The organism is Bradyrhizobium canariense (assembly GCF_018130465.1).
Taxonomy (GTDB): Bacteria; Pseudomonadota; Alphaproteobacteria; order Rhizobiales; family Xanthobacteraceae; genus Bradyrhizobium; species Bradyrhizobium canariense_C.
In genome coordinates this window covers 200,784-227,395 of the sequence record NZ_JAFCKJ010000006.1, presented here as the reverse complement: position 1 = coordinate 227,395, position 26,612 = coordinate 200,784, and the positions used below count along the sequence as shown (strand labels likewise).

22 protein-coding genes are annotated in these 26,612 nt (G+C 64.7%); 3 read left to right on the top strand and 19 right to left on the bottom strand.

Going from position 1 to position 26,612, the window contains the following annotated elements:
* Positions 1-2: 2 nt before the first annotated feature.
* The 14 genes from JQ591_RS18520 to JQ591_RS18455 all read right to left on the bottom strand — a co-directional run bounded on the left by JQ591_RS18520 (position 3) and on the right by JQ591_RS18455 (position 18,659).
* On the bottom strand, positions 3-1,469 hold the full coding sequence (locus JQ591_RS18520; protein ID WP_211397445.1) for a DUF1800 domain-containing protein: 1,467 nt from the start codon (positions 1,467-1,469) through the stop codon (positions 3-5).
* 166 nt (positions 1,470-1,635) lie between these two features.
* Positions 1,636-4,155, bottom strand: coding sequence for a M56 family metallopeptidase (locus tag JQ591_RS18515; protein WP_211397444.1), 2,520 nt, complete (start codon positions 4,153-4,155; stop codon positions 1,636-1,638).
* Positions 4,152-4,544, bottom strand: a complete 393-nt coding sequence (locus tag JQ591_RS18510) for a BlaI/MecI/CopY family transcriptional regulator (protein ID WP_211397443.1) — start codon at positions 4,542-4,544, stop codon at positions 4,152-4,154. Before JQ591_RS18510 ends, JQ591_RS18515 begins: the two co-directional genes overlap by 4 nt.
* 349 nt (positions 4,545-4,893) lie before the next feature.
* Entirely contained in the window at positions 4,894-6,546 is a 1,653-nt protein-coding gene (locus JQ591_RS18505; protein WP_349630388.1) for an NAD-dependent malic enzyme, read from the bottom strand.
* A gap of 324 nt (positions 6,547-6,870) precedes the next feature.
* On the bottom strand, positions 6,871-7,884 hold the full coding sequence (locus JQ591_RS18500; protein WP_211397442.1) for a tripartite tricarboxylate transporter substrate-binding protein: 1,014 nt from the start codon (positions 7,882-7,884) through the stop codon (positions 6,871-6,873).
* A 104-nt stretch (positions 7,885-7,988) separates the two neighbouring features.
* The gene (locus JQ591_RS18495) at positions 7,989-10,319 is read right to left on the bottom strand and encodes a mechanosensitive ion channel domain-containing protein (RefSeq protein ID WP_211397441.1); all 2,331 of its coding nucleotides are present in this window, start codon (positions 10,317-10,319) and stop codon (positions 7,989-7,991) included.
* An 850-nt stretch (positions 10,320-11,169) separates the two neighbouring features.
* Positions 11,170-12,105, bottom strand: a complete 936-nt coding sequence (locus tag JQ591_RS18490) for a polyphosphate kinase 2 family protein (protein ID WP_211397440.1) — start codon at positions 12,103-12,105, stop codon at positions 11,170-11,172.
* Positions 12,065-13,084: a branched-chain amino acid ABC transporter permease gene (locus JQ591_RS18485; RefSeq protein ID WP_211397439.1), complete on the bottom strand. Its 1,020-nt coding sequence runs from the start codon at positions 13,082-13,084 to the stop codon at positions 12,065-12,067. Before JQ591_RS18485 ends, JQ591_RS18490 begins: the two co-directional genes overlap by 41 nt.
* Positions 13,081-13,962, bottom strand: a complete 882-nt coding sequence (locus tag JQ591_RS18480) for a branched-chain amino acid ABC transporter permease (RefSeq protein WP_211397438.1) — start codon at positions 13,960-13,962, stop codon at positions 13,081-13,083. The genes JQ591_RS18485 and JQ591_RS18480 overlap by 4 nt, the downstream gene beginning before the upstream one ends.
* 13 nt (positions 13,963-13,975) lie before the next feature.
* The gene (locus JQ591_RS18475; RefSeq protein ID WP_211397437.1) at positions 13,976-14,680 is read right to left on the bottom strand and encodes an ABC transporter ATP-binding protein; all 705 of its coding nucleotides are present in this window, start codon (positions 14,678-14,680) and stop codon (positions 13,976-13,978) included.
* Positions 14,680-15,450, bottom strand: a complete 771-nt coding sequence (locus JQ591_RS18470; protein WP_211397436.1) for an ABC transporter ATP-binding protein — start codon at positions 15,448-15,450, stop codon at positions 14,680-14,682. Before JQ591_RS18470 ends, JQ591_RS18475 begins: the two co-directional genes overlap by 1 nt.
* A gap of 31 nt (positions 15,451-15,481) precedes the next feature.
* The gene (locus JQ591_RS18465; RefSeq protein ID WP_211397435.1) at positions 15,482-16,804 is read right to left on the bottom strand and encodes an ABC transporter substrate-binding protein; all 1,323 of its coding nucleotides are present in this window, start codon (positions 16,802-16,804) and stop codon (positions 15,482-15,484) included.
* Positions 16,805-16,899: 95 nt separating this feature from the next.
* Positions 16,900-17,604, bottom strand: coding sequence for an NUDIX hydrolase (locus JQ591_RS18460; RefSeq protein ID WP_211397434.1), 705 nt, complete (start codon positions 17,602-17,604; stop codon positions 16,900-16,902).
* A gap of 29 nt (positions 17,605-17,633) precedes the next feature.
* Complete coding sequence (locus JQ591_RS18455; RefSeq protein WP_211397433.1) at positions 17,634-18,659, bottom strand: ABC transporter substrate-binding protein; 1,026 nt, start codon at positions 18,657-18,659, stop codon at positions 17,634-17,636.
* Positions 18,660-18,796: 137 nt separating this feature from the next.
* Here JQ591_RS18455 and JQ591_RS18450 point away from each other — a divergent pair, with 137 nt between their 5' ends.
* Complete coding sequence (locus JQ591_RS18450) at positions 18,797-19,246, top strand: cupin domain-containing protein (RefSeq protein WP_085350257.1); 450 nt, start codon at positions 18,797-18,799, stop codon at positions 19,244-19,246.
* 39 nt (positions 19,247-19,285) lie between these two features.
* Here the strand turns inward: JQ591_RS18450 and JQ591_RS18445 are convergent, their stop codons facing one another.
* Positions 19,286-20,071 (bottom strand): ABC transporter permease, encoded by a 786-nt coding sequence (locus JQ591_RS18445; RefSeq protein WP_018454351.1) that lies wholly within the window; start codon positions 20,069-20,071, stop codon positions 19,286-19,288.
* Positions 20,071-20,889: an ABC transporter ATP-binding protein gene (locus JQ591_RS18440; protein ID WP_211397432.1), complete on the bottom strand. Its 819-nt coding sequence runs from the start codon at positions 20,887-20,889 to the stop codon at positions 20,071-20,073. The genes JQ591_RS18445 and JQ591_RS18440 overlap by 1 nt, the downstream gene beginning before the upstream one ends.
* A 142-nt stretch (positions 20,890-21,031) precedes the next feature.
* Here JQ591_RS18440 and JQ591_RS18435 point away from each other — a divergent pair, with 142 nt between their 5' ends.
* Together JQ591_RS18435 and JQ591_RS18430 are read left to right on the top strand one after the other, a co-directional pair.
* Positions 21,032-21,814: an ATP-binding cassette domain-containing protein gene (locus JQ591_RS18435; RefSeq protein ID WP_211397431.1), complete on the top strand. Its 783-nt coding sequence runs from the start codon at positions 21,032-21,034 to the stop codon at positions 21,812-21,814.
* Positions 21,811-23,370 (top strand): glycine betaine ABC transporter substrate-binding protein, encoded by a 1,560-nt coding sequence (locus JQ591_RS18430; RefSeq protein WP_211397430.1) that lies wholly within the window; start codon positions 21,811-21,813, stop codon positions 23,368-23,370. Before JQ591_RS18435 ends, JQ591_RS18430 begins: the two co-directional genes overlap by 4 nt.
* 26 nt (positions 23,371-23,396) lie before the next feature.
* On the opposite strand, the gene JQ591_RS18425 is transcribed toward JQ591_RS18430, so the two are convergent.
* The 3 genes from JQ591_RS18425 to JQ591_RS18415 all read right to left on the bottom strand — a co-directional run bounded on the left by JQ591_RS18425 (position 23,397) and on the right by JQ591_RS18415 (position 26,563).
* Positions 23,397-23,774 carry a rhodanese-like domain-containing protein gene (locus JQ591_RS18425; RefSeq protein WP_211397429.1) on the bottom strand — a complete coding sequence of 126 codons (378 nt, stop codon included), beginning with the start codon at positions 23,772-23,774 and terminating at the stop codon, positions 23,397-23,399.
* A 228-nt stretch (positions 23,775-24,002) separates the two neighbouring features.
* Positions 24,003-25,715 (bottom strand): sulfatase-like hydrolase/transferase, encoded by a 1,713-nt coding sequence (locus tag JQ591_RS18420; RefSeq protein ID WP_211397428.1) that lies wholly within the window; start codon positions 25,713-25,715, stop codon positions 24,003-24,005.
* 194 nt (positions 25,716-25,909) lie between these two features.
* Positions 25,910-26,563, bottom strand: a complete 654-nt coding sequence (locus JQ591_RS18415) for a TetR/AcrR family transcriptional regulator (protein ID WP_249137205.1) — start codon at positions 26,561-26,563, stop codon at positions 25,910-25,912.
* Positions 26,564-26,612: the final 49 nt, after the last annotated feature.

Genomic DNA, 26,612 nt, shown 5'->3' with positions numbered 1-26,612 from the left:
GCTCACCTCCTCTGAAAATCCGCCGACATGAACAGGAGCGCCAGCGCCTGCTGCCGGCTCTCGGCACGGCCGACTGCCTGCTTTACCTCGGGCGCGATCTCGGATCCGAAGACGTCCTCGATGATGGCTTGCGGATCGGCCATGCCGGCGAGGCGCTCGGCAAAATTGTTGGCGACGTCGAGCCGCCGGCCGACGCCGTCGATCCAGCTCGCCTCGTCATCCGGATAGCCCTTCGGCGCCGACGGACGCCACAGCGCCTCGCCGAGCAGTTCCTGGCCGCCGGTGAAGCGGACGGGATCGACTTTTGTGATGCCGGTCGCGCGCACCATGCCAACGCCCCATTCGCTCGGACGCTTGAGTTTTGACGGCGGTCCGCGCCACGCATCGTCCGAGGACACCATCGTAATCGAAACCTGCTTGAGATCTCCCTCGGTGTCGCGAAAGGTTTTTGCCATCTTCTCGACGAGCACCGGCGGCGGCTCGTCGCCGACGAAATGGCGCGCGAGCTTGGTCGTGATATGGGTCGCGGTCGCGGGATGCGCTGCAAGGTCGCGCAGCACGGCGCGGCCCTGCTCGACGTCCTCCTGCTCGTAGCGCTTGCCGAGCACGGTCTGTCCGCCGGGCTCGTGCAGCCGCGGGTTGAAGGTGAATTCGCCGCCATGCTCGGGATTGTCTCCGGGCGGAACAAGCGTCCATCCCGTCATGACATTGGCGAAGCTGATGACGTCGTCCTGGGTGTAGCCGGTGCGCACGCCGAGCGTATGCAGCTCCATGATCTCGCGCGCAAAGTTCTCGTTGAGGCCGCTGCTGCGGTTGATGCCGGCCGTCGAGTTCGCTCCCATCGAACCAAGATTGTCGAGATAGACCAGCATCGCCGGATGACCCTCGACGGCCAGCAGCAGATCGACGAAGCGGCCGAGCGCGTTTGCGCGAACGGCTTCGCGCTCATAGGCGCCGGACATGCTCTGGATCCGATTGGCCGAGACGCAGAAATGGTTGGACCAGAACCACACCAGCCGCTCGGCAAAGCCGATGTCGGCGGCAAGCGCAGCTTCGGTGCGCAACTTGGCTTCCTGCAAATAGATCGGACGTCCGGGATCGGGAATGGCGTCGGCCGCCTGCTTCGCCGCCATCTCGGCGGCGTCCTTCTCTCCCTGGCCTTGCGCCTGTCCCTGCGTCTGCGCTTGATCTTCGGACATGACAGGCGCCGCGGCGATCTGCTGTTTCTTGGCCTGTTGCTGAGCCTGCTTGGCGCGCGCCGTTCGACGCGCATTGGCATCGGCCACGGTGCGATAGGCCTTTGCGCTGGAGGGAAGGCCGGCGGCAGCGTTCAGGACGAGCGGGCGGTCGAGCTCGGCTATCAGCGCGCCACGCGGGTCGGTCCCGACAGCCGCAATCGATCCCGGACGCGGCCCCATCCCGAAGCGATGAAGCGCCAGCACAGCCTCGGCCTTTGCAGAACTGCTCATGGCGGTCGCCCAATTCTTTCGAGCCTGCCGACGGTGTCAGCGCTAAGCTACGAACCGTAATGCTACACACCGTAGCATTAATGGCGGGGACCGGCAAGCGGAGATTGAGAGACCGCCGTCAAGAACTCGGGAGCCACCGGTCCCGCAGACCGACGGCGGCAGTCACCTAGAAGTTGGGCCCAAGCGCGATCTTGGTGATCGTGCCGTTCCTGACACCGATCCGCCATTCCGCCGAGCCGTTGGCGAACTGGGCGATGTAGATGTCGCTGTCGAGCGCGGTGACGCCGCGGAACGAGACCGCACGCAGCGTGCCAAGCTTCGCCAGGATCGCCTGGTCGAACGGAAGCTGCTGGCGTGTGATGTCGGCAACTTCCGACGTCATGTGCTCGTAATCGGGCTGCCCCTTGCCGACGCCCTCGATATAGCTGCGCAGCATCTCCTCGCCATTGGCGATCGGAACGGCGCGGCGCGCGGCACGCCCCGGCTTTGCGCCGATGTTCGAAGCCTCGACATTGTGGAAGCGAGTCTGCCGGCCCGGCACCAGGACCTCGAGGCAACGTCCGGACTTGTCGGCAATCACCCAGGGATTGTTCACGGTGGTCGTCGCGGCCCAGCTCATGTTGGGCCTCACCACGCTCTGGCTCTTGCGATTGCCGTCGGCATCGAGATTGAAGACGCCGATGTCCTCGCCCATCTCGTTGTAGACCATGATCCGGATCGGCGAGGTGCCGGCGCGGCCGCGCACATTCGCCTCATCCGCGCAGGGCACGATGCCGCCGAGCTCGTCATTGCCGTCGGCCCGGAACAGCACGTCGCCGACCTTGCCGTCGGGCTCGAGCAGCAGACGGAATTCGGCGGTGCCGTTGTCGAACTTGGCGCCGTAGATGTCGTAGCCGCCGGGCCCGACGCCACGGAAGAAGATCGACTCGACCGCGCCGAGCGCCACGAACGTTGCCTGCGTTTCATTGAGCTGACGTTGGATCTTGGCAGCCAGCGGCGCGCTCATGCGATCGTAGTTCGGCGTGCCGCGGCGCAGATCCTCGATCCCGCGCAGGATCATGTCTTTGCCACCCGCGACCGGAACCTGCTCGCGGAAACGATCCGGCACTTCCGCGACACGGCGCGCGAAGTCGGCCTCGATCGCCTGCGCCACCGCCGCATCGATCCGCGGTGCGAGACGGGCGCCAAAGACCGCGTTCTGGACCAGCACGCGCGAGACCTTGGCTTGCTCGTCGCGCAGGAAGATCAGGAGGTTCTCGCCGTGGATCGAGAAGACGTCGGCACCCTCAGTGAGAAGCGTCGCCCGGCCCTGCACGGTTTCCTGCACCTGGAGACGATCGCTGTCGCGGCGCACGGTGAGCACGCGATTCGGCGCGACCCTGTACCAGCCGACATATTGATCGAGTGACGCGGAATCAGCCGCCGCCGTCGGCATCTCGGCGACGCGAACCGCGCGGATGTCGCGGCCGTTCATGCGCAGCGTCAGCCCGGTGGAGCGGCGCTCGGCATCGAGCGGAAAGGTGATCTCGCCGGACGAAGCAGAGTAGGACGCGGTGCCGTCGCTGCCGACCGTCAGACGCAATTTGCGCTGCCCGGTGAGCTGGCCGTAGAGTTCGTCACCTTCGCGGAAGATGGCGAACACCGAGGCCGGGCCCATGGCGTAGAAATTGACGAAGGGGCGGTAATGCTGGGCCGGCACCTCGCCGCTATCGGCGACGCCGGGCGCAGGGTCCGGCGTGCGATAGGCGATCATGCCGGCCGACACGATCACGGCCGGGACGATCGCGGCCGCGATCCACAGCCGCTTGCGCCAGCCGACCGCGACGGGCATCGCGGCAGCCGCGATGATGCGTTCGACGCGCGCACGCACGGTCGAGGCCCGCGCCATCGCGAGCTCCAGGGGACGCGGTTTCACGCTGCTGGCAAAATCGAGCAGGATTTCGGCGTAGGACAGCCGGTCGTCGATCACCTCGATTGCCTCGGCGTCGCTGATGATCTCGGCAAGTTCGGCAAGACGCGCGAGCTGCCACCACGAGAACGGGCTGAACCAGAACACGGCGCGATTGAGGGAGGCGAGCAAGAGGATATAGAAATCGCGGTTGGCGACATGCGCGCCCTCGTGCGCGAGCACCGCGAGGCGCTTCTTCGGCTCCCAGCCGGCAAATTGCGGCGGCACCAGAATGGTCGAGCCAAACGTGACGGGACCGCCGACGTCGCGGCTGACGCGCACATCGGCATCGACCAAGTGCGGAGCGTTGATCGGCCTTGCCGCGCGCGCGAGGCGCCAGGTCAGACAGAGGCCGATGGCCAGCCGCAGCAGCAACAGGCTGGCGACGCCGGCATGGACGACGGTGGCGACCAGCCACCAATTGATCGAGACGCCGCTCCTCGCCGGCGGAGCAATCATCGCGCCGGGCGCGATCGGCTGCGTGGGCTGCGGCGTCTCCAGCATCGAGAGGTCAGCCGGCAGGACATCATCCGGCATGGATACCGGCAATGGCAGCCGGGTGATCGTGACCGTCGGCCAATGCATCACCAAGGGCATCGCCAGCGATGCCAGCAGCACGACGACCCACGCCGTCATGTGGACGTGCGGATTGCGCACGCGAAACAGGTTGAGGCCGAACCAGACGACGCCTCCCAGCACAAGGGAGCGCAGCGCCGCCTCCGCCAGAGTTGCGATCATTCTTTCTTCACTCCCCTCGCCTTCTTCGCCTTGGCCACCTGGTCGGCCAGTGTGCGCAACTGCTGCTGGTCGAGCATTGCATTGTCGACCATGCCGACGAGGACCTCCTCCATCGAGCCGTTGCAGAACCAGTCGACGATGCGCTGCACCGCCTTGGCCGCAACCCGCGAGCGCTCTTCGGCTGCGTGGTAGACATAGGTGCGTCCGTCCACCGTGTGCCGAGCATAGCCCTTTTCTTCCAGCCTGCGCAGCACCGTGCGGACCGTGGATTCCTTCAGCCGACGCGACAGCTTTTCGCGCACGATTTCGGCCGTCACAGGACCATGGGCCCAAACCAGTTGCATGACCTCGTGCTCAAGGTCGCCCAGTTCGGGCAAACGATCGTCCATGGCACCTGACCTTTGAGTTTTCTTGTAACGCTACAGACTGTCGCATATCGGGCCGTGCCGGGCAACGGCGATTCCACCGGAAATGGCGGCGGTGGGCGGGCCTGACGCCCATCAGAACCAGTTACGAGTCGGATGGACCTTTGATTTGGTTAGCGGAGTGCCCTGCCCCTCACCCGGATCGCTCACGCGATCCGACCTCTCCCCGCCAAAGAGCGGGGAGAGGTTAAGAAGCATCACCGCGAACGATCTGACTGCTATCGATGTAAGGGACGCACCACTGTCGCACTCCCTCGCCCCGTTCTTACGGGGAGAGGGGCCGCCTCCGCAAATTCCGCTGAAACTACGAGCCTCAGTACTTCGGCTCGTACATCTGCGACTGGACCAGGCCCTTCACGTCGTTGGGCGCGGGACCGTCCGCGAGCCCGCGCTGAAAGGCGACGTCGGCGACGGCGGCAGCGATGCGGACCGAGACCTCGCGGATGCGCGGCAGCGCCGGGTAGAGGCTGCCCTGCGCAAGATCGTCCTTGCCGACGCAATCGGCGAGCGTATGGGCGGCTGCCATGAACATCTCGTCCGTGACGAGGCGCGAACGACTGGCGATGACGCCGAGGCCGACGCCCGGGAAGATGTAGGAGTTGTTGCCCTGACGCGGCACGAAGGTGCGGCCGTTGAGCTTGACCGGGTCATACGGACTGCCGCAGGCAAACAGCGCGCGGCCCTCGGTGTAGCGGTAGGCATCCTCCGCCGAACATTCGGCCTTTGAGGTCGGGTTGGAGAGCGCGAACACGATCGGCTGTTCGTTGAGCTCGGCCATCGCCTTGAGCACATCGGGCGTGAAGGCGCCGCCGACCGCGGCAACACCGATGATTGCCGTCGGCTTCAGCGTCCTGATCGCGGTGAGGAAGTCGGCGATCGGCGCCTGGCCGGCATGGGCATAACGGAGCTTGTGGCCGGACAGGCCTTCACGGCCGCCGACGACGAGGCCGCGGGAATCCACCAGCCAGTTGCGCCGGAGCGCTTCCGCCTCGGAGGCGCCCTCCGCCATCATGGCGGACGTCACGAGATCGGCGATGCCGGTCGCGGCCTCGCCCGCGCCGAGGAACAGGATGCGCTGATCCTTCAGCTTGCCGCCGCTGACGCGTAGCGCCGAAAACAGGCCGGCGAGCGCCACCGCAGCCGTGCCCTGGATGTCGTCGTTGAAGACGCAGGCTTCGTCGCGGTATTTGTGCAGCAGCTTGAACGCCGAGTGGTTGGCGAAATCCTCGAACTGGATCAGCACACCCGGAAAGGTCTTTCGCGCGGCGGCCATGAACTCGTCGACGAAGCTGTCATAGGCCTCGCCCGTGAGCCGCCGCTCGCGCAAGCCGAGATAATACGGGTCTTTCAAGAGCTCTTCATTGTTGGTGCCGACGTCGAGCACGATCGGCAGGCACAGTTCGGGATGCACGCCGGCGCAGGCCGAATAGAGCGAGAGCTTTCCGACCGGGATGCCCATGCCGTTGGCGCCGAGATCGCCGAGGCCGAGGATGCGCTCGCCATCGGTGACGACGATCAGCTTGGCCGGATAGGGCCAGTTCTTCAGGATATCGGCGATCTGGCCGCGATCGCGCGAGGAGATGAACATGCCGCGTGGGCGCTGGAAGATCAGGCCGTATTTCTGGCAGGCGAGCCCGACCGTCGGCGTGTAGATGATCGGCTGGATCTCGTCGATATTGTCGACGACGACGCGGAAGAACAGCGCCTCGTTGCGGTCATGCAACGCATTCAGCGCGACGTATTTTTCGAGATCGGTCGGCAGCGTGCGCAGATTGACGAGCACGCGCTCGGCCTGGGTCTCCATCGTCAGCACGCAGGGCGGCAACAGACCGCGCAAGCCGAGCGCGGCACGCTCCGCTTCCGTGAAGGCGGTGCCCTTGTTGAGCAAGGGATCGCGCAGCAGCGCCATGCCATGCGATGGATCGGACGATGTCGGCTGGGCAACGACCCGGGCAGGTCTATTCACGAATTCCCCCAAGGATTTTCTTATTGAACCAAAGCCATTGTCGGCTACCGCTCCCCCGATATCAAGGACGTAGCAACCCGCGCATCGATTGTGATCTCGCACCGCAGCGAGAATTTTAGTGCAGATCGCAGATCAAGCGCGAGGCAAAGGTTAACCCGCGAAGCTCCCGCTCCTCATGGTGAGGAGCGCGGAACGCGCGTCTCCGGACGATGCTTTGCATCGCCGGGCGAACCATGAAGGCCCCCGATCTCGCTCGCGGCCATCCTTCGAGACGCCCGCTTTCGCGGGCTCCTGAGGATGAGGGAGAGTTATGCAGCGACAGCGCTATTCAGCCTTGATGTCGGCGGCCTTCACGATCGGCCACCATTTCTCGGTCTCGGCCTTCTGGAAGGCTCCAAGCGCTGCGGGCGTTTGCTGATCGGGCGGAGGAATCTCCTGCCCCAATTCGCCAAAACGCTGCTTGACGGAAGCGTCGGCAAGCACGGTGACGATGGCCGCGTTGAGCTTCGTGACGATCTCCTTCGGCGTGCTCTTCGGTGCCCAGATGCCGTGCCAGTAGGAGATGTAGAGACCGGGCAGCCCCGCCTCGTCGACAGTCGGGATATCGGGCGCGGATGCGAGCCGCGTCGGCGACGTCACCGCGAACGCCTTGATCGCACCGTTCTTGTAGTGCGGCAGCGAGTTCGAGGCCTGATCGAACATGATGTCGATCTGCCCGGCCACGAGGTCGATCATGGCGGGCCCCGCGCCGCGATACGGCACGAACTGGAAGTCGGTCCCGGTCCTCTCCTTGAAGAAGACACCGGCGACGTGGGCACCCGTGCCGGCGCCGGCGGTGCCGGCAGTCACCTTGCCGGGGTTGGCCTTCAGCCACGCGATCATCTCTTTCAGAGTGTTGGCCTCGAGCGTCTTCCGGCCGACGATGAGCTGCGTGCCCATTGCGATCGTCGCGACCGGCTCGAAATCGGCGATCACGTCATAGGGCAGCTTGAAGATCGCGCCGTTGAGCACATGCGTGCCCCAATGGCCGATCGTGATCGTGGTGCCGTCCGGCGTTGCGCGCGCGACGCGGGCGCCGGCGATGCTGCCGGAGGCGCCCGCCACGTTTTCAACGACGACCGTCGTGTGCAATTCGGCGGCGATGCGTTCGGACAATATGCGCGCCAGCGTGTCGGTCGGGCCGCCCGCCGCGAATGGCACCACGAGGGTGATGGGACGCGAGGGAAACGACTGGGCGTTGCCCGGTCCGGTCCACGCCGCACTTCCAATCAAGGCGCACACGACCATCACATAGCCGCGCAATACATGGCCGCGCAATCCGGCCCACAGCCCCCGCATCAGTCTCTCCCACCCTTTTTTGCCGCCCGCATGTTGTCGACGGGCTGGGGCCGGAGTGAACGCTGCCGGACAGACAGAGGCAAGTCGGAAATTTGGCGGGGCGACTATCCTGCTGCCCGCCTTGGCGTCAAATTGGCGGCGCTATCAGCCGGCGGCGCGATGTGCATCAGGATGGTCTGGGTGGCGGATGCGACCTCGATGCCGTTGTGCTGGAAACGCTGCTTCATGCGGCGGTTGAATTCGCGCTGCACCGGCCAGCGGCCGGCCTCGGTGCAGCGGATCTGGCCGACGATCGACACCATGGCGCCGTCGACCTTGTCGATGCCCCAGAGTTCGAGATCGCCGCGGATCAGGCTGCGGAATTCCACCTCGCGGCGCATCTCGTCGACGATATCCTTGAGGATCTGGCCGGCGCGGTCGGTATCTTCCTTGTAGGCGACGTTGACGCTGACGGACGCATTGCCGGCGCCGCGGCTGGCATTGGTGATGGTGGTGACCGCGCTGAACGGCACGATGTGCACGGCACCGTCGCCGGCGCGGAGCCTGATGGTGCGGATCGAGACGTTCTCGACCACGCCCGACAGCCCCGACACGCTGACGCTGTCGCCGACCTGGACGGTGTTCTCCAATAGCAGGAACAGGCCGGTGATGAGGTCTTGCACCAGCTTTTGCGAACCGAAACCGATGGCGATGCCGACGATTCCGGCGCCCGCCAGCAGCGGCGCGACGTTGACGCCGATCTCGCTGAGCGTCGTGAGGCCGACGACGGCGGCGATCACGCAAAGCAAGGCCGTCCGCAGCATCGGTTGAAAGGTCCGCAGCCGCGCGGCGCGGGCATAATGCCCGTCCCGCGACAGCGAATTGATCTGGCGGTCCAGCAGCGCGTTGCTGCCTTCCCAGATCGCCGCAGCGACGAAAACGGCGATGCCGATCGTCGCCACCGCCGAAATCAGCCGGCTGCCGATCTGGCCGCCATAGAACCAGACGATGGCGTCGACGCCCCACACCTCGAGCACGGCGACGAAGCCGATGAAGGCGATCACGCTGGAGACGATCTTGCGCAGCAGCGGCAGATAACGGTTGGCGCGAATCTCGAGGCCCGGAAAGCGCTGGAGGATCTCCGGCTTGATGCGGAAGCCGCGGTCGATCAGGCTCAGCGTCACCATGATGGCAACGCGCGTAACCAGCGCCACCACGACAGTGCCGACGAAGTATTGCAGCAGCAGCGAGTAGCCGTTGCGGATGTTGAGCGCCCACACCGCCCACAGCGCGAGGTCGAGCGCGATGGCAAGATAGTGCCAGCCGCCCGCAATGCGGTTGCGTAGTCGCGCCGCGATCCCCTGCCGATCGGCCGGCGCGCGGATGGCTTCGGCGACCTGGCGGCGGCATTGCAGGATGATGACGACGATGAAGAGATGCACGACCAGCATCACCATGCGCAGCAGTGCCGCATAGCCGGCGCGATGCAGCCCGAGCAATAGCGCCACATTGGCAAACGCGATGCCGGAGACCCCGACGCCGACGATGCGGCGCGCCCAGATCTCGATATAGGCCGCCGTTTCAGGGCGAACCGGAAACAGGCCGTACGGTCCAGCCAGCGCGCGAACGAGACAGATCAGCCCGCGCGAGAATGCATAAGCATTGACGACGGCGAGGATCACGAGGCGGACGGTTGCGGGATCACCGATTTCCGTTCCGAGCAGCGCCGTGGCCGCGCCCACGAACACGAGCACGGGCAGCAGTTCGAGCACCAGGCGACCGAACACGAAAGGCAACCTGAGCAGCAACTGCCACGCCCGCGCCAGGCTGACGCGGCGCCGGTGTTGTTCGGGCTGGACGGCGACGCCGGCCGCGGAAGATGGCGGATCGCCGGCAGCGAGCGCCTGTGCCGGTACATGCACAATCTGCGGCACGCGCGCTTCGAGGAATATGACGGGGCGCCGGATCAGCCGGAAGATCACCCACTCCGCCGCGAGGGCGCATCCGAGCACCAGCGCCAGCTTCCAGGCGATCTCGATCAGGAGGTTGTAGGCGGCGGGATCGTTCGCGGTGCGCACGATCCAGTAATAGAAGGCCGGGAAGTGCGTGAGCGTCCTCGCCATATCGGCGACGTCTCGCGAAATCTCGCCGATCTCTTCCGACACCGTGAGCAGGAGCTGCGCACCGAGGCCGTCGGCCGCGAGCGGGATCGGCGATTTCTGCTCGGGCGCGGGCTGCTGTGGACCAGACGCATTGGCGATCGCGCGCAACGTGTCGATCATCTGCGCGCGCTTCTTGTCGTCCTGGAGCGTCTCCAGCGCGCGCTTGGCCTCCTCGGGCGACAACACGGCAGCGCTATTTGCCGCCGGCGCAGGCGGCTCGGCGCGGGCGCTGGAGAGAGACGAGATCGCGATAAAGAGCGCGGCGAGCAGCGCGGAGGCAAGCTTATGCGACACGAGGGATTCCCTGGGAAAAATGAATGCGACGGCGACGTGGGGACCGTCACCGCCGAAGCACATGCATCATGTCGGATCGACGCTATTCGCCCGGGCGCTGTGTCGGAAGTTGGCCAATGAGGCGACATTCTCTTGGCATTTGCCGCGGTGCAGGAAGCGGGAACCGCGATCTCAAGGCCGGACGTGCAACGACTGGAATGCGGGCACGCGTAAAACCTCTCCCGTCATTCCGGGAATCGGCCCGGAATGACGGCGATGAGGAGGAGAGAATCAGGATGCAAAAAGCGCGGAGGCCTCGTCACGGCCATCCGACATGATCGGTGTGATGCAAAATACAGCGCCGGGCAGGTAGGGGCTATGCCACACTGATGCAGCCCTCTAGACCTTGACCCGGCGTGTCGTTCGCGGTTCTGCCGCTATGCGATAGTCCGAACGAGCTCCATCGCACTTAACGCGGCTGGTTCTGCGGAGGTGGTGTCATAGACCTCCCCTTGCTCTAGATGTGGACGTTGCGCGTCGCCTGTTAGCGACCATTGGGATGGTCCTCCCGTGACACAAAACTGTCAAGCGGGGATCAACGGCCCCGGCATCACATTTGAGGGCGCGTTCCATCCACCGCGGCGGGCCGCAGCGAAAATACGAGAAGTGGGCGAATTACGAGACCGCCCTTCCCGCCAATGTGGAGCGCTTCTGCTACTGGCGGGGCGCGGGTCCTGAGGAATTTGGGGACGATGACATCATGCCCCTGTTTTGCCCGACGGGTCAAACAGTTTCGTTAAATCCGCAAGCATCGCGCTGGCCTTCAAGTCATTGATTTCACTGTCCCCGGCTACTGTGCATGGGGTTGTTTTCACGTTTTTTGTGTTCGCTTCCTGCCCGCCTTCTCCTCTTTCTCCAGCGCCATGCGCACCTCGTCGAATTCGCCCTCGGAGGCCTTGTCGGCGCGGGGGAAGCGCAAGTCGAGCTTTTCGAGCGCGGCATTGATCACCGAGCCGATCACGACGCGGGCGAACCATTTGTGGTCGGCCGGCACGACGTACCACGGCGCATGCGACGTTGCGGTGTGGCGGACGATGTCCTGATAAACCGCTTGGTAGCGCGGCCACAGCGCGCGCTCCTTGATGTCGTCCATCGAGAACTTCCACTGCTTGGCCGGGTCGTTCAGCCGATCGAGGAAGCGCTCGCGCTGCTCCTCCCTCGAGAGATTGAGGAAGAATTTCAACACCACGGTGCCGTTGCGGCAGAGATAGCGCTCGAAGGCGGAAATGTCCTCGAACCGCTCCTTCCAGATGTTCTTGGTGACGAGCCTCTGCGGCAGCTTCTCCTTGGCGAGGATTTCCGGGTGCACGCGCGTCACCAGGCATTCCTCGTAATGGGAGCGGTTGAAGATGCCGATATGGCCGCGCTCGGGCAACGCGATAGCGTGGCGCCAGAGGAAATCGTGGTCGAGCTCCTTGCTGCTCGGCGCCTTGAAGGCACTGACTTCGCAGCCCTGCGGATTGATGCCCTCGAAGATCGCCTTGATCGCAGAATCCTTGCCGCCGGCGTCCATCGCCTGGAACACGATCAGCACCGACCAGCGGTCCTGGGCGTAGAGCTTCTCCTGAAAGGCGATCAGCCGCTTCTTGTTGGCATCGAGAATGTCCTGCGCCTTCTCCTTGTCGAGGTCGCCCTTCTCGTCGGTCTTGTGGTCCTTGAGATGAAACTTGCCCGAACCGTCGTAGCGGAACGGCGTGATGTAGCGGTCAAGTTCCTGGGCGAGCGATTTGGACGGCTTCTTGCTCATGAGCGCGGGACACCTTGCGTTGCGGCTTCAGTCGGTCAAGCAAGCTACCAAGGATACCCTTGGGAAGGAATATGATGAAAAGCACGAGCAGCACGCCGTAGACGAGATTGTCCCAGCCGACCGCCTTGGTGCCAAAGCCGATGCGCAAGGTCTCGGCCAGCATAATCGTGATGACAGCGCCGAAGGTCGGGCCGAGCGAGACGAACAGGCCGCCGACGATGGCGGCGAACACCATCTGGAGCGACACCGCGATGCCGCTGACGGTGTCGGGCGTGATGAACATCTGATACTGGCAGTAGATCGCGCCGGCGAGCGCCGTCATCAGCGCGCTGAGCAGCGTGATTTTCAGCTTCTCCGCGGTCACGTCGACGCCGGCGGCGGCCGCGGCGTCCTCGTCCTCCGAGATCGCCTCCAGCGCATAGCGGGCCATGCTGCGGTCGACCCAGTGCCAGACCACGATGCCGAAAAGCCAGACCCCGAGCGCGATCAGGTACCAGGTGATCTTGTCGTCGAATTGCAGCGCGAAGAGCTTGTTGCCCGGGGCCCGGTTCGGCGTGTAGCCGAGCGAGCCACCGGTGTAGTCGCGCGTCGCCGTGATGACCTGGAGCACGATGCCGGAGAGCGCGAGCGTCACCAGCACGAAATAGTGCCCGGTGATGCGGAAGCGGAAACAGGGATAGCCGACGATCAGCGCCAGCGCGCCGGCCGCGACCATGCCGATGGGGATGCCGATCCAGGGCGACCATCCCAGGTGATTCCAGAGTAGCGCGGTGACATAGGCGCCGATTCCCATGAAACCGCCGTGGCCGAGCGAGACGAGGCCGAACCGCCCCATCATCGACCAGGACGTATAGGCGAACGACCAGATCAGGATCAGCACCAGGATGTGCAGATGATAGGGATCGCGATAAACGAAGGGCAGCGCGACCAGCGCCGCAAGTCCGATCGCCCAAGCTGCAAGCCGCCCCCGCCCCATCATCGGCGCCTCGCAAGCAGGCCCGCGGGCCGGATGAACATCATGACGATGAAGAACGCGAAGGCGAGCACGTAACCCCATTCGAGATCGGAGAACAGGCCACCAAGCGAGATGATCTCGGCGAACACGAAGGCGGCGATGAAGCCGCCGATGAAATTGCCGAGGCCGCCGAGCACGCAGATCAGGAAGGTGATCGGCCCGAACGACAGACCGACGAAGGGATGCACGTCATATTGCAGAACCAGCAGGCAGGCGGCGAGCCCGGCCAGCCCACCGCCGATCGCGGATGTAATGAGATAGATGCGCTTGGTGTCGACGCCCATCAGCGCCATGATCTGCCGGTCCTGCGAGATCGCCCGGATCGCGGTGCCGGTGAAGGTCCGCGTCATGAACAGATAGACTGCGACCATGCCGACCAGCGCCGCCAGAAAGGACAATAGTCGCGCGTAGCTGAAATTCATGTCGCCGAAGGCAAGCACCGGCAGGCGGATGCCGAGATTGCGGAAGTCGATGCCGAAGGCGACGGTGGCGAAGCTCTGGAGCACGAACAGCACCCCGCCGGTCGCGAGCAACTGGTTGATCGGCGGCGCAGTGAGCAGCGGCGCGATCACGAGGTAATGCAGCGCCGCGCCGAGCACCGCGACCAGCAGGATGGTGAGCGGCGCGGCGAGGAAATAGCTGATGCCGTAATACTGCACCAGGAAATACATGGCGTACATGCCGATCATCACCAGCTCTGCGTAGCAGATCCAGGTCACGTCGATGACGCCGAAGATCAGATTGAGCCCGAGCGCGAGCAGCGCCAGCACGCCGCCGAGCAGGATGCCGTTGATCACGGCCTCCAGCAGGTAGATGTCGAAAATGTCAAAAAATGCTTGCATGCCCGCATGAACCTCACACCCCGAGATACGCTTCCTTGACCGTGTCGCTCGCCAGCATCTCCGCCGAGGTGCCTGAGGACCTGATCGTGCCCGCCTCGATCAGATAGGCACGATCGACCACCCGCAGCACCTGCTGCACATTCTGCTCGACGATCAGCACGGTCAGCCCGCTTGCGCGGATCCGCTTCACCAGCTCGAACACCTGCTGCACCACCACCGGCGCGAGGCCCGCCGACGGCTCGTCGAGCAGCAGCAGCTTTGGATTCGACATCAGCGCGCGGCCGATCGCGCACATCTGCTGCTCGCCGCCGGACATGGTGCCGGCCATCTGGTGGCGGCGCTCCTTCAGGCGCGGAAACAGGTCGAACACCACGTCCAGCCGCTCGGCATAGTGGCCGCGTGCCTCCTTCATGAAGGCACCCATCTTGAGGTTGTCGTCGACCGTGAGCTGCGGAAACAGCCGCCGGTTCTCCGGCACATGCGCGATCCCGAGGCTGACGATCTTGTGCGGCGGCGTGGCCACGACGTCCACACCTTCCATTCTGATCGACCCACGCGAGGGGCGGATAAGCCCGGAGATGACGCGCATCAGGGTGGTCTTGCCGGCCCCGTTGGGCCCGATGACGCCGACGGCCTCACCCGCCTTCACGTCGAGATTGACGTCGAACAGCGCCTGGAACGTGCCATAGCCGGCACTTACGCCGCGGAGCTCGAGCATCACTGGCCTCCCGCGCGACGCCGCGCTGCTGCGGCGGCGGCCTGCGTGGTCTCGGCATCAGTGCCGAGATAGACCTCGATCACGCGCGGATCGCCGGCAACGGCACTCGGCAAACCTTCCGAGATCTTCTCGCCGTGATCGAGCACCATCACGCGATCGACGACGCGCATCAAGACGCCCATGATGTGCTCGACCCAGATGATGGTGATGCCGAGTTCGTCGCGGATGTTGCGCAGCATGTCGGCCGCCTGCCCCATCTCGGCCTCGTCGAGACCGCCGAGGCTCTCATCGGCCAGCAGAAGTTTTGGCGCGGTGGCGAGCGCTTTCGCCAGTTCGAGCTTCTTCAGGCCGGCTGCGCCCAGTCCATCAACGCTGGCATGGCGATCGGTCGGCAGGCCGACCATCGCCAGCGATCGCTCGGCCGCCTCCTCGGCCCTGGCACGGCTGTGGCGGCCCTGGCCGTAGAATCCGGCGAGCGCGACGTTCTCGAAGATCGTCAAGCGGCGGAATGGCCGCGGGATCTGGAAGGTGCGACCGATGCCGCTGTTGATGATCCGGTGCGGCGGAAGGCCCGCGATCTCGGAGCCGTCGAACAGGATCGAACCGGACGTCGGCGCCAGCGTGCCCGAGAGCATGTTGAAGATCGTGCTTTTGCCCGAGCCGTTGGGTCCGATCAGGCCGAGGATCTCGCCCTGGTCGACCTTGAACGACACGTTGTTGACGGCGGTGAAGCCACCAAACCGCTTCACCAGCCCGCTGACTTCCAGCACCGCCCCGCCCTCCTTGCTCCGAGTATTTGCGCTACTGGTTGCTGTAGGTGGTGCCCTTCGGCAACGGCAGCACGGCCTCGCGCTGCGCCTGGCTCTTGGGCCACACCACAGAGGATTTGTCGTCGATGTATTGGATCACGACCGGGAACGAGCGCTCGTTCTGCCCGGCCATCGGCGTGCCCTCGCCATAGAACTTGACGCCGAAGCCGAGCATGGTGCCCCCTTCGGGGATGTCGGTGTCGAGCGCAGCCTTGCGCAGCGCATCCGGGTCGACCCCGCCATATTTCTTGATCGCGCGCGGCAGTACGTCATTCATGAACACGTAAGTATTGGACGCACCGATGCCGACATGCGCCGAGCGGATGGCGACGCCGGGCCGGATCTTGTCGAACTCCTCGCCGACCATCTTGATCACGGGCGGGAGCTTGGGATCCATAGTCTTCTGGTTGGCAAGCCAGATCGAGATCGGGTCGGTGTTGAAGATGTAGGTGGCATCGGCCCCCATGCCTTCCTTCAGCTTCTCATAGACGCCGTAACCCGCACCGTGCCCCATCAGCGCGCCGAACTTGAGCCCCTGCTCGCGCGCCTGACGCAGCAACAGCGTGATATCGGGGTTGTAGCCGGTGTGGAAAATGACGTCGGGCTTGGCGCGCTTCAATTTGGTCACCAGCGCGGAGAGGTCAGGCGCGGTGGCCGAATAGCCCTCCTTCATCACGACGTTGAAGCCAGCCTTCTTCGCGCCGGCCTCATTGCCCCTGGACACGTCGACGCCATAAGCACCGTCCTCGTGAATGATGGCGACGCGCAGATCCTTCGGCTCCTTGTCGAACTTCGCCTTGGCGTTCTGCGCGATGAAATCCATCGTCATCATGCCGAACTGGTCGCCGCTCGCCTGCGGGCGGAAGACGTATTTGTAACCCTTCTCGTTGAACACGGCCGACGAGATGCAGGTCGTCATCCACATGAACTTCTTGAGCTGCTCGACGCGGGCCGCGACCGGCACGCATTGCGCCGAGGAGAAGAAGCCGAGCACCATGTCGACCTTTTCCTGCTCGAGCAGGCGGACGGATTCGTTGATCGCGATGTCGGGCTTGCTCTGCGCATCGGCATAGACCGCTTCGATCTTGTAGCCCTCGACGCCGGTCCTGGCGAAATGGTCGAGGATGATCTTTGCGCCGATATAGCCGAGCTCGGAGCCGCCGCCGGCGAGAGGCCCGGTCAAATCGAAAACGACGCCGATCTTGATCTTCTTCTCTTTGCCTTGATCCTGGGCCTGGGCGGAGACCGCCAAGCCCGTCGCTGATATCGCGACCAACAGCCCACGTACCAAACGGGCAGCCATGCGCACGCGCATCAAAACCTCCCTGGACGATTGTGCATCGCATTCTTTTTGCTTTTGCATTTTTGCCCATCACATGGGCTGGGCGCAGCGATGTCAAGCCTTGCGCATCAGCGCGACGCGAACTGCTGCTCGACGAAGGCCGTGACAAATCGCGGCATGGACGGCGTGAGATCGCTCATCCCGCGCACGAGATGGATAGCCGAGAGCTCAGGCTCGGCCTCGCGCGCCAGATTGGCTTCGATCCGCGCTCGTGCCACGTGACCCGGCATGTCCAGGTTGATTACTTGCATCATTGCAATCGTGGGACCGGTGACGACGCAGTGCCAGTCCGGCTCGGCTCGATAGTCGGCCGCTGTCAGGCCGGTCTCTTCCTCGAGTTCGCGGACAACGCTGCCGGAAATATCGAGCGTGTCGCCCCTGACGTCGTCGAGGTCGGGCGTGCCCGACGGGAAATAGACCCGGCCTGCATTGGCGGTGTGCTGCGCCATCTCGCCCATCACGAATGCGCCGTCGGAGGAGCGCAGCGCGGCCATGCCAAAACAGTTGAACACCGCCTTGTCGGGAAAGCCCCAGTCGCGCCAGGCGAGGAAGCTCGCGAAATCGGTCTCGAAATAAGTCGCGGCGAGATGGCCGTCGGTAAACACGGCATCCCGCCCGAGCAGGACACGACCGTTCCAGAGTTTTGGCCGCTCACGCTGCTTCTCGGCGAAATGCGCGGTGATCTCGGCGCGCCGCTCTTCCGCGAACGGCCAGACGATCGGCCGCACGGCGAGATCAAGGGTGGTGACGCGGTGAATGACTGGTGACGTCATGACGCCTGATGACCACGCCTTCGCGTCAGTTATTTGGCACTCCCCGTGGTCTTCTTGGCCTGCTCGACGTACTTGTTGGTAAAGGTCTTGCTGACGTCGATCTTGGCGTTCGCTACGTCGGGCGAGCCGACGCTGAACACCGCGAGCACGGCGTCCGCCCCCTTCGGGTCCATCTTGCCGGTTTCTGAGAACATCGGGATCGTGTTCTTCAGCGCCGCGAGATAGAGGTCCTTGTTCTTGCCGACCGTCTCCTCCGGCATCTTCGCCATGATCTCCTCGGGCGAGTGCGAGTGGATCCAGGCGAGCGTGCCCAGGATCGCGTTGGTCAGCGCCTGCGTCTCCTTCTCGTGGCCGGCAACCCAGGCCGCGGTGGAGTACAGCGCGCCGCCCGGATACTCGCCGCCGAACGTCTCGAGCGTATCCTTTTGCGTACGGGTGTCCGAGAGGATGCGCAGATCCTTGTGGCTGCCCTGGAGCACGGTCACCGACGGATCGAGCATCACGGCCGCGTCGATCTGGCCCCGCTCCATCGCGGCGACCGCAGTAGCACCGAGGCCGACGCCGATCACGGCGGTGCTGGCCGGATCGACGCCGTTCTTCTTGAGCATGTATTTGAGGAAGAAGTCCGTGGAGGAGCCGGGCGCGCTGACGCCGACCTTCTTGCCGGCGAGGTCCTTGATCGACTTGATCTCGTTGGTGTGCGAGGGCGAAACCACCAGCACGAGGCCGGGATAGCGATCATAGACGACGAACGCCTGAAGCTCCTGCTTCTTCGCGGCGAGATTGACGCAATGGTCGAAATAGCCGGAGACCACGTCGGCGCTGCCGCCGAGCACGGCCTTGAGCGCGTCCGAGCCGCCCTTGAGGTCCACGAGTTCGACGTTGAGACCGGCCTTGTCGTATTCGCCGAGCTGTTTTGCCAGCACCGTCGGCAGGTAGCACAGGCAGGAGCCGCCGCCGATCGCGATGGTGACCTTGCTTTGCGCCGCGGCGAGACCGGTGGTGAGCGTCAGCGCGAGCAACGCGCCGGCGAGCCTGGCTATCGTGTTCTTCATTGGTTTCCTCCGTTCGGCTGGCTGCACCATAGAGCAGCCGGACTGGCTTGAGAAGCATGGCCTAAGGCACTGGCCATCGGCCTTTCGGCGCAATAGCATGAGCCCACAAGAACAATTCTTGATGGGGAGGATCATCCATGAATCGCCTTGCAATCGGGCTGTCGATCGCCACCGCTTTTGCTGCCGGATGCGGCGCAACCCACCTGCTGCGGCCGGCGCTGGCCGCGGAGAACATCACTCCGCAGATCATCCACACCGGCGAGATGGAGGGCGACGCGCTCGGGAACGCCAACGCCGTCGGCTACCGTTCCAAGACGTTCGCAAGCGCCGATGGCGCCACCATCTCGATCCAGGTCGGCAATGTGCCCAAGCACATGCATCCCAACACCAACGAAATCCAGTACATTTTAGAGGGCACCGGCACGATCTGGTTCGGCGACAAGGAAGTCACGGTGAAGCCGGGCGACCTCGTCATCATCCCGAAGGGGACGCCGCATGGCGGCACCAAGCCGATCAGCGGACAGGTCAAGGCGATCGCCATCAAGACCCCGCCGCAGGCGCCCGACGACACCAAGCTGCTGGATTGATCGATCCGGGGCTCGCGCGGCGCGCGGGCCCCTTGCTGCCTAGCCGCGCCCGTCCACGGTCGGGCGCCAGACCAACAGTCTCCGCTCCACCAACGTGACGCCAAAGTCGATCAGAATGACGAAGGCCGACAGCACGAACATGCCGGCGAACACGCCGGCAACGTCGAATATGCCTTCAGCCTGCTGGATCAGATAGCCGAGCCCCGCCGCCGATCCGAGATATTCGCCGACGACCGCACCGACCACGGCAAAGCCCACCGAAGTGTGCAGCGAGGAGAACATCCACGACAGCGCCGAGGGCCAATAGACGTGCTGCATCAGCTGCCGCTCGCTCATGCCGAGCATGCGGCCGTTGTCGAGCACGGTGCGGCTGACCTCCTTGACGCCCTGATAGACGTTGAAGAACACGATGAAGAACACCAGCGTCACACCGAGCGCGACCTTGGACCAGATGCCGAGCCCCAGCCACAGCGCGAAGATCGGCGCCAGCACGACACGGGGCAGTGCGTTGACCATCTTGACGTAGGGATCGAACACCGCGGCGACCAGCGGCTGGCGCGCGAACCAGAAGCCGATCAGCACGCCGCCGGCCGATCCGATCACGAAGGCCAGGATCGATTCCGTCAACGTGATGCCAAGATGCTTCCAGATGACACCGGATGAGAACCACTTGACGATCTGGGCGAAGACATCGACCGGGTTGGAGAAGAAGAACGGCGGCAGCAGGATCTTGCCGAACACGGGCACGGTCGACAGCAATTGCCACAGCGCGAGGCACACCACCGCGACCAGCACTTGCAGCGTAAGCAGCGTGACGCGCGACATCAGACCGCCTCCGCCGCTTGCGTGGACTGCGCATAGCCCTTCATGACCTCGTCCTTCAGCACGCTCCAGATCTCGCGATGAAGCGCATGGAACTCCTTGTCCAGCCGCACCTCGAAAATGTCGCGCGGGCGCGGCAAGCTCACGCGCCAGTCGCCGATGATGCGGGAGGACGGCCCCGCCGACATGATCACGACGCGGTCGGCGAGCGCGATCGCCTCTTCCAGATCATGGGTGACGAACAGCACGGCCTTGCGGTCGGCGTTCCAGAGGTCGAGCAGGAGGTTGCCCATCACCTGCCGGGTCTGCGCATCCAGCGGCCCGAACGGCTCGTCCATCAACAGGATCTTCGGATCGCGGATCAGCACCTGCGCCAGCGCCACGCGCTTGCGCTGGCCGCCCGAGAGCATGTGCGGATAGCGGTTGGCGAAGGCGCCCAAGCCGACCGAGGTCAGCCACTTTTGCGCCCGCGGCAGCGCTTCGCTGCGCGGCGTGCCCCTGACTTCGAGCCCGATCGCGACGTTGTCGAGCGCGGTCTTCCAGGGGAACAGCGCATCGGCCTGGAACAGATAGCCGGCATCCCGGTTCAGCCCGGCGAGCGGCTGGTTGAATATCCTGACGCTCCCGGCAGCCGGCTTCAGCAGGCCGGCCGCGACGTTGAGCAGCGTCGATTTCCCGCAGCCGGTCGGACCGACGATGGCGACGAACTCGCCCTGCGCGACCGTCAGATGCGCCTTCTCCACCGCCGTATAGACCCGCCCGTCCCCCAGCCGGAACGCGACCTTGGCATCTTCCAGCGCCACTGCCGTGGGCGTTGTCATGTGTTCCCTCCGAACTTGGCCCGATGCCTTAGCCGCTCGCGCGGCCAAGTTCAATCAAGCCGCCAAGCGTGGTACGCATGGGCCTCGTCATCCCTCCCTCCCTCCCTCCTTGGGGCGGGTCAGCGCAGTGAGCCCCCGCCCGATGCCGTCCAGGCCGATGATTGGCTATGCCCACGTCACCAAGAGCTTCGGCTCGCTCAAGGCCGTGGACGATGTGTCACTCGACATCGCCGAAGGTGAATTTGTGGCCGTCGTCGGCGGCTCGGGTTCGGGCAAGACGACGCTGCTGCGGCTCGCCAACCGGCTGATCGAGGCGGATGGGGGCACGATCACGGTCGAGGGCGACGACGTGCAATCCGTCGATCCGGTCGCGCTGCGGCGCCGCATCGGCTACGTCTTCCAGAGCGGCGGGCTGTTCCCGCATCTGAGCGTCGCCGACAATATCGGGATCACGCCGAAGCTGCTCGGCGTCCCGGCGGCGGATATCGCAACGCGGGTTGATGAGTTGCTCGAGCTCGTGCAGCTCGACCGGGCCGCGCATCACGACCGGTTGCCGGATGCGCTCTCGGGCGGCCAACGCCAGCGTGTCGGCGTGGCGCGGGCGCTTGCGGCAAGGCCCCGCATCGTGCTGATGGACGAGCCATTCGGCGCGCTCGATCCCCTCACCCGCGATGCGCTCGGCGACGATTTTCGCGAGCTGCATCGCCAGCTCGGCCTGACTACCGTGATGATCACCCACGACATGACGGAAGCGATCCTGCTCGCCGACCGCATCGCGGTGATGCGCAGCGGAAAGCTGCTGGCGCAGGGCACGCCAGTGGAGCTCTCGAAAAGCAGCGACGACTACGTACTGGAGCTGCTGCGGACGCCGCGACGCCAGGTCGAGCGCTTGAACGCGCTGCTGCCACAGAGCGGGGCGGCATGAGCCTTTTCACCGATCCGCGCTGGGGCGAGGCGCTGGCGCATTTGCCCGACTATCTCGGCAACCACGTCCGGGTGAGTCTCGCCGCGCTTGCGCTCGGCCTGATCGTCAGCCTGCCGCTGGCGATCCTGACGCGCAACCGCCCCACCCCGCGCGCCGTCCTGCTCGCGCTCGCCAGCATCGTGCAGACCGTGCCGGGGTTGGCGCTGCTCGCGCTGTTCTATCCGCTACTGCTGCTCGCGGCCTCCGTGACGCTGGCCTGGTTCGGCGTCTCCTTCTCCGCTTTCGGCTTCCTGCCGGCGGTGCTGGCGCTGGCGCTCTATTCGATGCTGCCGGTGCTGCGCAATGGCATCACCGGCCTCAACGGCATCGATCCCGCGCTGATCGAGGCTGCGAAAGGCGTCGGAATGACCGCACGCCAATCACTCGTGATGATCGAACTGCCGCTGGCGCTACCGGTGATGATGGCGGGCATCCGCACTGCCGCAGTGTGGGTGATCGGCACCGCGACGCTGTCGACCCCGATCGGGCAGACCAGCCTCGGCAATTACATCTTTGCCGGGCTCCAGACCCAGAACTGGGTGTTCGTGCTGTTCGGCTGCTTTGCCTCGGCCCTGCTGGCGCTCGCCGTCGATCAACTGCTCGGCCTGATCGAGAGCGGCCTGCGCTGGCGCAGCCGCGTGCGTACGGCGCTTGGCGCGGCCGGGATCGCGGCACTGGTGGTCGCAACACTGGTGCCGACGATGGGGCGCTCGTCACACAGCTATGTCGTCGGCGCCAAGACGTTTGCCGAGCAGTATGTGCTGTCGGCGCTGATGAGGGACCGGCTCCAGGCGGCCGGTCTTTCCGCCGTCGCACGATCCGGTCTCGGCTCGAGCGTGATCTTCGAGGCGTTGAAAGCCGGCGATATCGATCTCTATATCGATTACTCCGGCACGCTCTGGGCCAATCAGCTTCACCGCACGGACATCAAGCCGCGCGCGGAGCTGTTGGCGGAGCTGCAGACAACGCTTGCGAAGGAGAACATCACCCTGCTCGGCGAGCTCGGTTTCGAGAATGCCTATGCGCTGGTGATCCCGAAGAAGCGCGCCGAGGCGCTTGGCATCCGCACCATCGCCGATCTCGCCGCCCATGCTTCGACCCTGTCGATCGCCGGCGACTACGAGTTCTTCTCGCGACCCGAATGGGCGGCGCTGCAAAAGGCCTATGGCCTCTCGTTCCGCGCCCAGCGCCAGATGCAGCCGGATTTCATGTATGCGGCCGTCGCCAGCGGCGAGGTCGACGTCATCGCGGGCTACACCAGTGACGGGCTGATCGCGAAATACGATCTCGTTGCGCTCGACGATCCCAGGCACGCGATCCCACCCTACGACGCGATCCTGCTGCTGGCCCCGAAGCGCGCCGGCGACGAGCGGCTCAAGACGGCGCTCAACCCGCTGCTCGGCAAGATCGACATCGCGACGATGCGCGAAGCCAATTTGCACGCCGCCGGCAATGATGCGAATTCGTCGCCGGATGCGGTGGCGAGGTGGCTGTGGGAGAAGGTGGGCCGGCGCTAGGACATGGCTCCGCGCCGGCGCCTTTGCTACGCCTTCTCGGTTGCCCCTCCGGAATCGACCCAATCCTTGAAGCCGCCGACGTTGTAGACGTGGCTGTAGCCCATGTCCTGAAGCAGCTTGCCGGCGAGAGCAGAGCGACCGCCGGAGGCGCAATAAAGGATCACGACTTTGTCCTTGGCCAGGGCCTTGTCGTGATAGGGCGAGTCCGGATCGGCCCGAAACTCCAGCATGCCGCGGGAGACATTCAGGGCGCCGGGGATCTTGCCGCTCTTCTCGAGCTCAGGCGCATCGCGCACGTCGAGCACGAGCGCGCCCTTGCCGATCATCTCCTTGGCCTGGGCCGGCGTGATCTTCGGCACGGCCGCGTTGGCGGCCTCCAGCATCTGTTTCACGGAAATTGCCAAATGAATTCTCCTTGGGCTCGCGGTTTGCCGAACGCCCCCCTTAGTCGGCATCGTCCTTTGTCGCGTCCCTCATTCGGAGGAGGACGGAAGACTAAGATATCGACGGATACGATGGCGAATGAATGGCCGCGACGCAGCCGGGCCGTGCATCCTTAGAAGCCTTCGCTACGCCCCGGGACCTCCAGCGACAACCGCTTCGCGGTTGCGCGGGGATGACGGCGATAAAGGCTAAAGCCCCCTGATCATCCCCGCATTGATCAGCAGCCGGTTCAGCCGGCGCGCTTCGGCCCCGTCCTTGCAACCGTAGAAGATGCCCTTGCAGCGGAGCATGATCTCCTTCTGCTCGGCGAAGGACGGATCGAGCGGGATGCCGGCGGCTTCCTGGATGACCAGCGGCAGATACGGGCCGTCGACCGTGTCCATCACGGCCTCGCTCTTCACCGGCTCGAAATTGACGGCATCGATCGCGTAATAGGTGGCGTAGAGACGCGGATCGTAGGCGTCGAGCTTCTTGCCGATGGCACCCTCGTCGAGTCCTGGCTCGAGGATAGCAGGTGCAAACTCGGGCTGATGATCGCCATAGCGTACGATCAGGAAGGGTTCGCCGGGAAATTTCTTCTTCAGGCCTGCGAGGAAAGCCTTGTACTGCTCGGCGCTCATCGCCTGCCGGCGCAGATATTCGTCGATGGACGGCACATTGCCCGGTGCGCGCCAGTTCGGCAGCAGATCCGGGCGGAAGCGCGTCTCCCAGGGGAAATGATTGGCGCCGAGATAGATGAAGGTGAACAGCGGCTTGTTCGGCGTCCGCTCACCCATCAGCCGGAGCGCCTTGTCGTAGAAGAAGCTGTCCGGCTCGACATCCTTGGCGCCGAGATCCTTGGAGTCGAGGAAGCGTTCGATGCCGGTCGTCATCTGAAAGCTGCGCGCGGCCATGAAGCCGCCATAGGCGGGGTAGAGCGACATCGTATCGTAGCCGCAGCGGCGCAGCGCCAGCGGCAGGCCGCGCTCGACACGACCTGTTGCGATGCGCGTCACGAAATAGGCGAAGCGGCCGAACGAGCGCGACGACAGTCCGGCGAGCACATTGTATTCGGTGAACCAGCTCGGTCCGCCATTGCTCTCGGCCAGAAACGAGCGCTCCTTGCCGTCCCAGGATTTGAAATGGCTGCCGTAGCCCGGCGGCACCTTGATGCCATCAGCGGCGCGGATGTCGAAGCTCGATTCGTCATGGACCATGATGATGTTCGGCCGCCGACCGGCGGGATGGCAGGCATCGACCAGCGGCATGTTGAGCCGTTCGTCGGTGGAAGCGGCCGATTCCATGAAGCCGTATTGCGCGAAGTCGGAGACCGCGCTGACGCCGGAGCGGAAGAACTTCGAGAGATAGCCGTCGTCGTAATAGCCGCGCCAGGCCTCGTCCGGATGATAGAGCGAATAGCCGACCAGCGCGGCGAGGCAGGCGAGCTTGCAGGCAAGCGCCGGCAGGCGGCGGATGCGGAATGGGTCGAGCCACCACAGTGCATACATCAGCGGCAGCGTGACGAGGCCGGCCCCGATCACCGACCAGCGCAAATTCGGAAAGATCGTGAACAGGAACGCCACCGTGTCGCGGTCGATCATCATCAGGTCGATGAAGTTGACCGTCATCTGCACGACGTCGTGCTTCAGCCGTGACAGCAGCACCAGCACCACGACCAGGGTCAGCGACAACGCACCCGACAGCGCCGGACGCCGCAGCAGCGTGATCCAGAAGAAGTTGAGGATGCCCCAGGCCAGCACGAAGGAGAGCCGTGCGCCGAAATCCGTCTCGGTCTCGTACATCAGCACGAGCGCTGCGAGATGCGGCGCGGCAACCGCAAGCAGTCGCCAGACACCGAGCGCGGCGACGCTCGCCAGCACGGCGGTCGTGGCAGAAGGACCTGGATTGGGCGCGGACGCCATCGACGACACGCAACTGCTGGTCCGGCACGGTGATGCCGAGCCGGCTGACCGGACCTGCGGCGTTCGGCGCAGCCGGAAGGCCTGCACCGTGTCATAAAACTGTAATTGAACGGTCACCCACAAGCAACGCGTGTCGCGATCCGACCTTCGCTTAATGTTAGTGATGGGCGAATGGGCCGCATGGGCCGGCCACGCTAGGCTTTGGCGATGCCCGCGATGAAGAGGTCGATGACCCCTTCCGCCATCTGCTCGATCTCGCCCTCCTCTACGCCCCAGCGCGGAAAGTGGCCGTCGAGATTCATCCTGGCAAAACCATAGACCAGGGCGCGGCCGGCGACCTGAATGCGTTTGAGGTCGGCCGACCGCAGCAGGCCCTGCCTGGCCGCCTCAATCAGTATTCCCTCGGTCAGGGCGATCAATTCGGCATTATCGCGCGTCAGCTCCGCCGAGCTGCCATGGGCGAAATAGCGCCCGGTGGAGATGATCTCGAAATGCGCGGGATTGCGCATCGCCCAGCGCAGGTAAGCGAGGCCGAAGGCGCGGAACCGGCCAAACGGGTCGGTGGCCGGTGCCTGTTCCAGCGCCACCTCGATCTCGGCACGAAAGCGCCGCTGCGCCTCCTCGGCCACCGCTGACATGAGCGCGTCGCGGTTGGGGAAGTGCCGGAACGGTGCCCCCGGCGAAACCGCGGCCCGGCGTGCGGCCTCGCGCACCGAGATTTCGGCCCCTTCCGCCGCCAATTGCAGCGCAGCGTCGATCAACACGCGGCGGAGGTCACCGTGGTGATAGGGCCGGACTTCAGAGCTGTTGCGGCGAGCGCGGGGCTTGGCCGGCTGTCGGGCGGGCATGGAGCTTCCTAGCATCACCCGAACGTGAATGTAAGCAGCGATTACACCA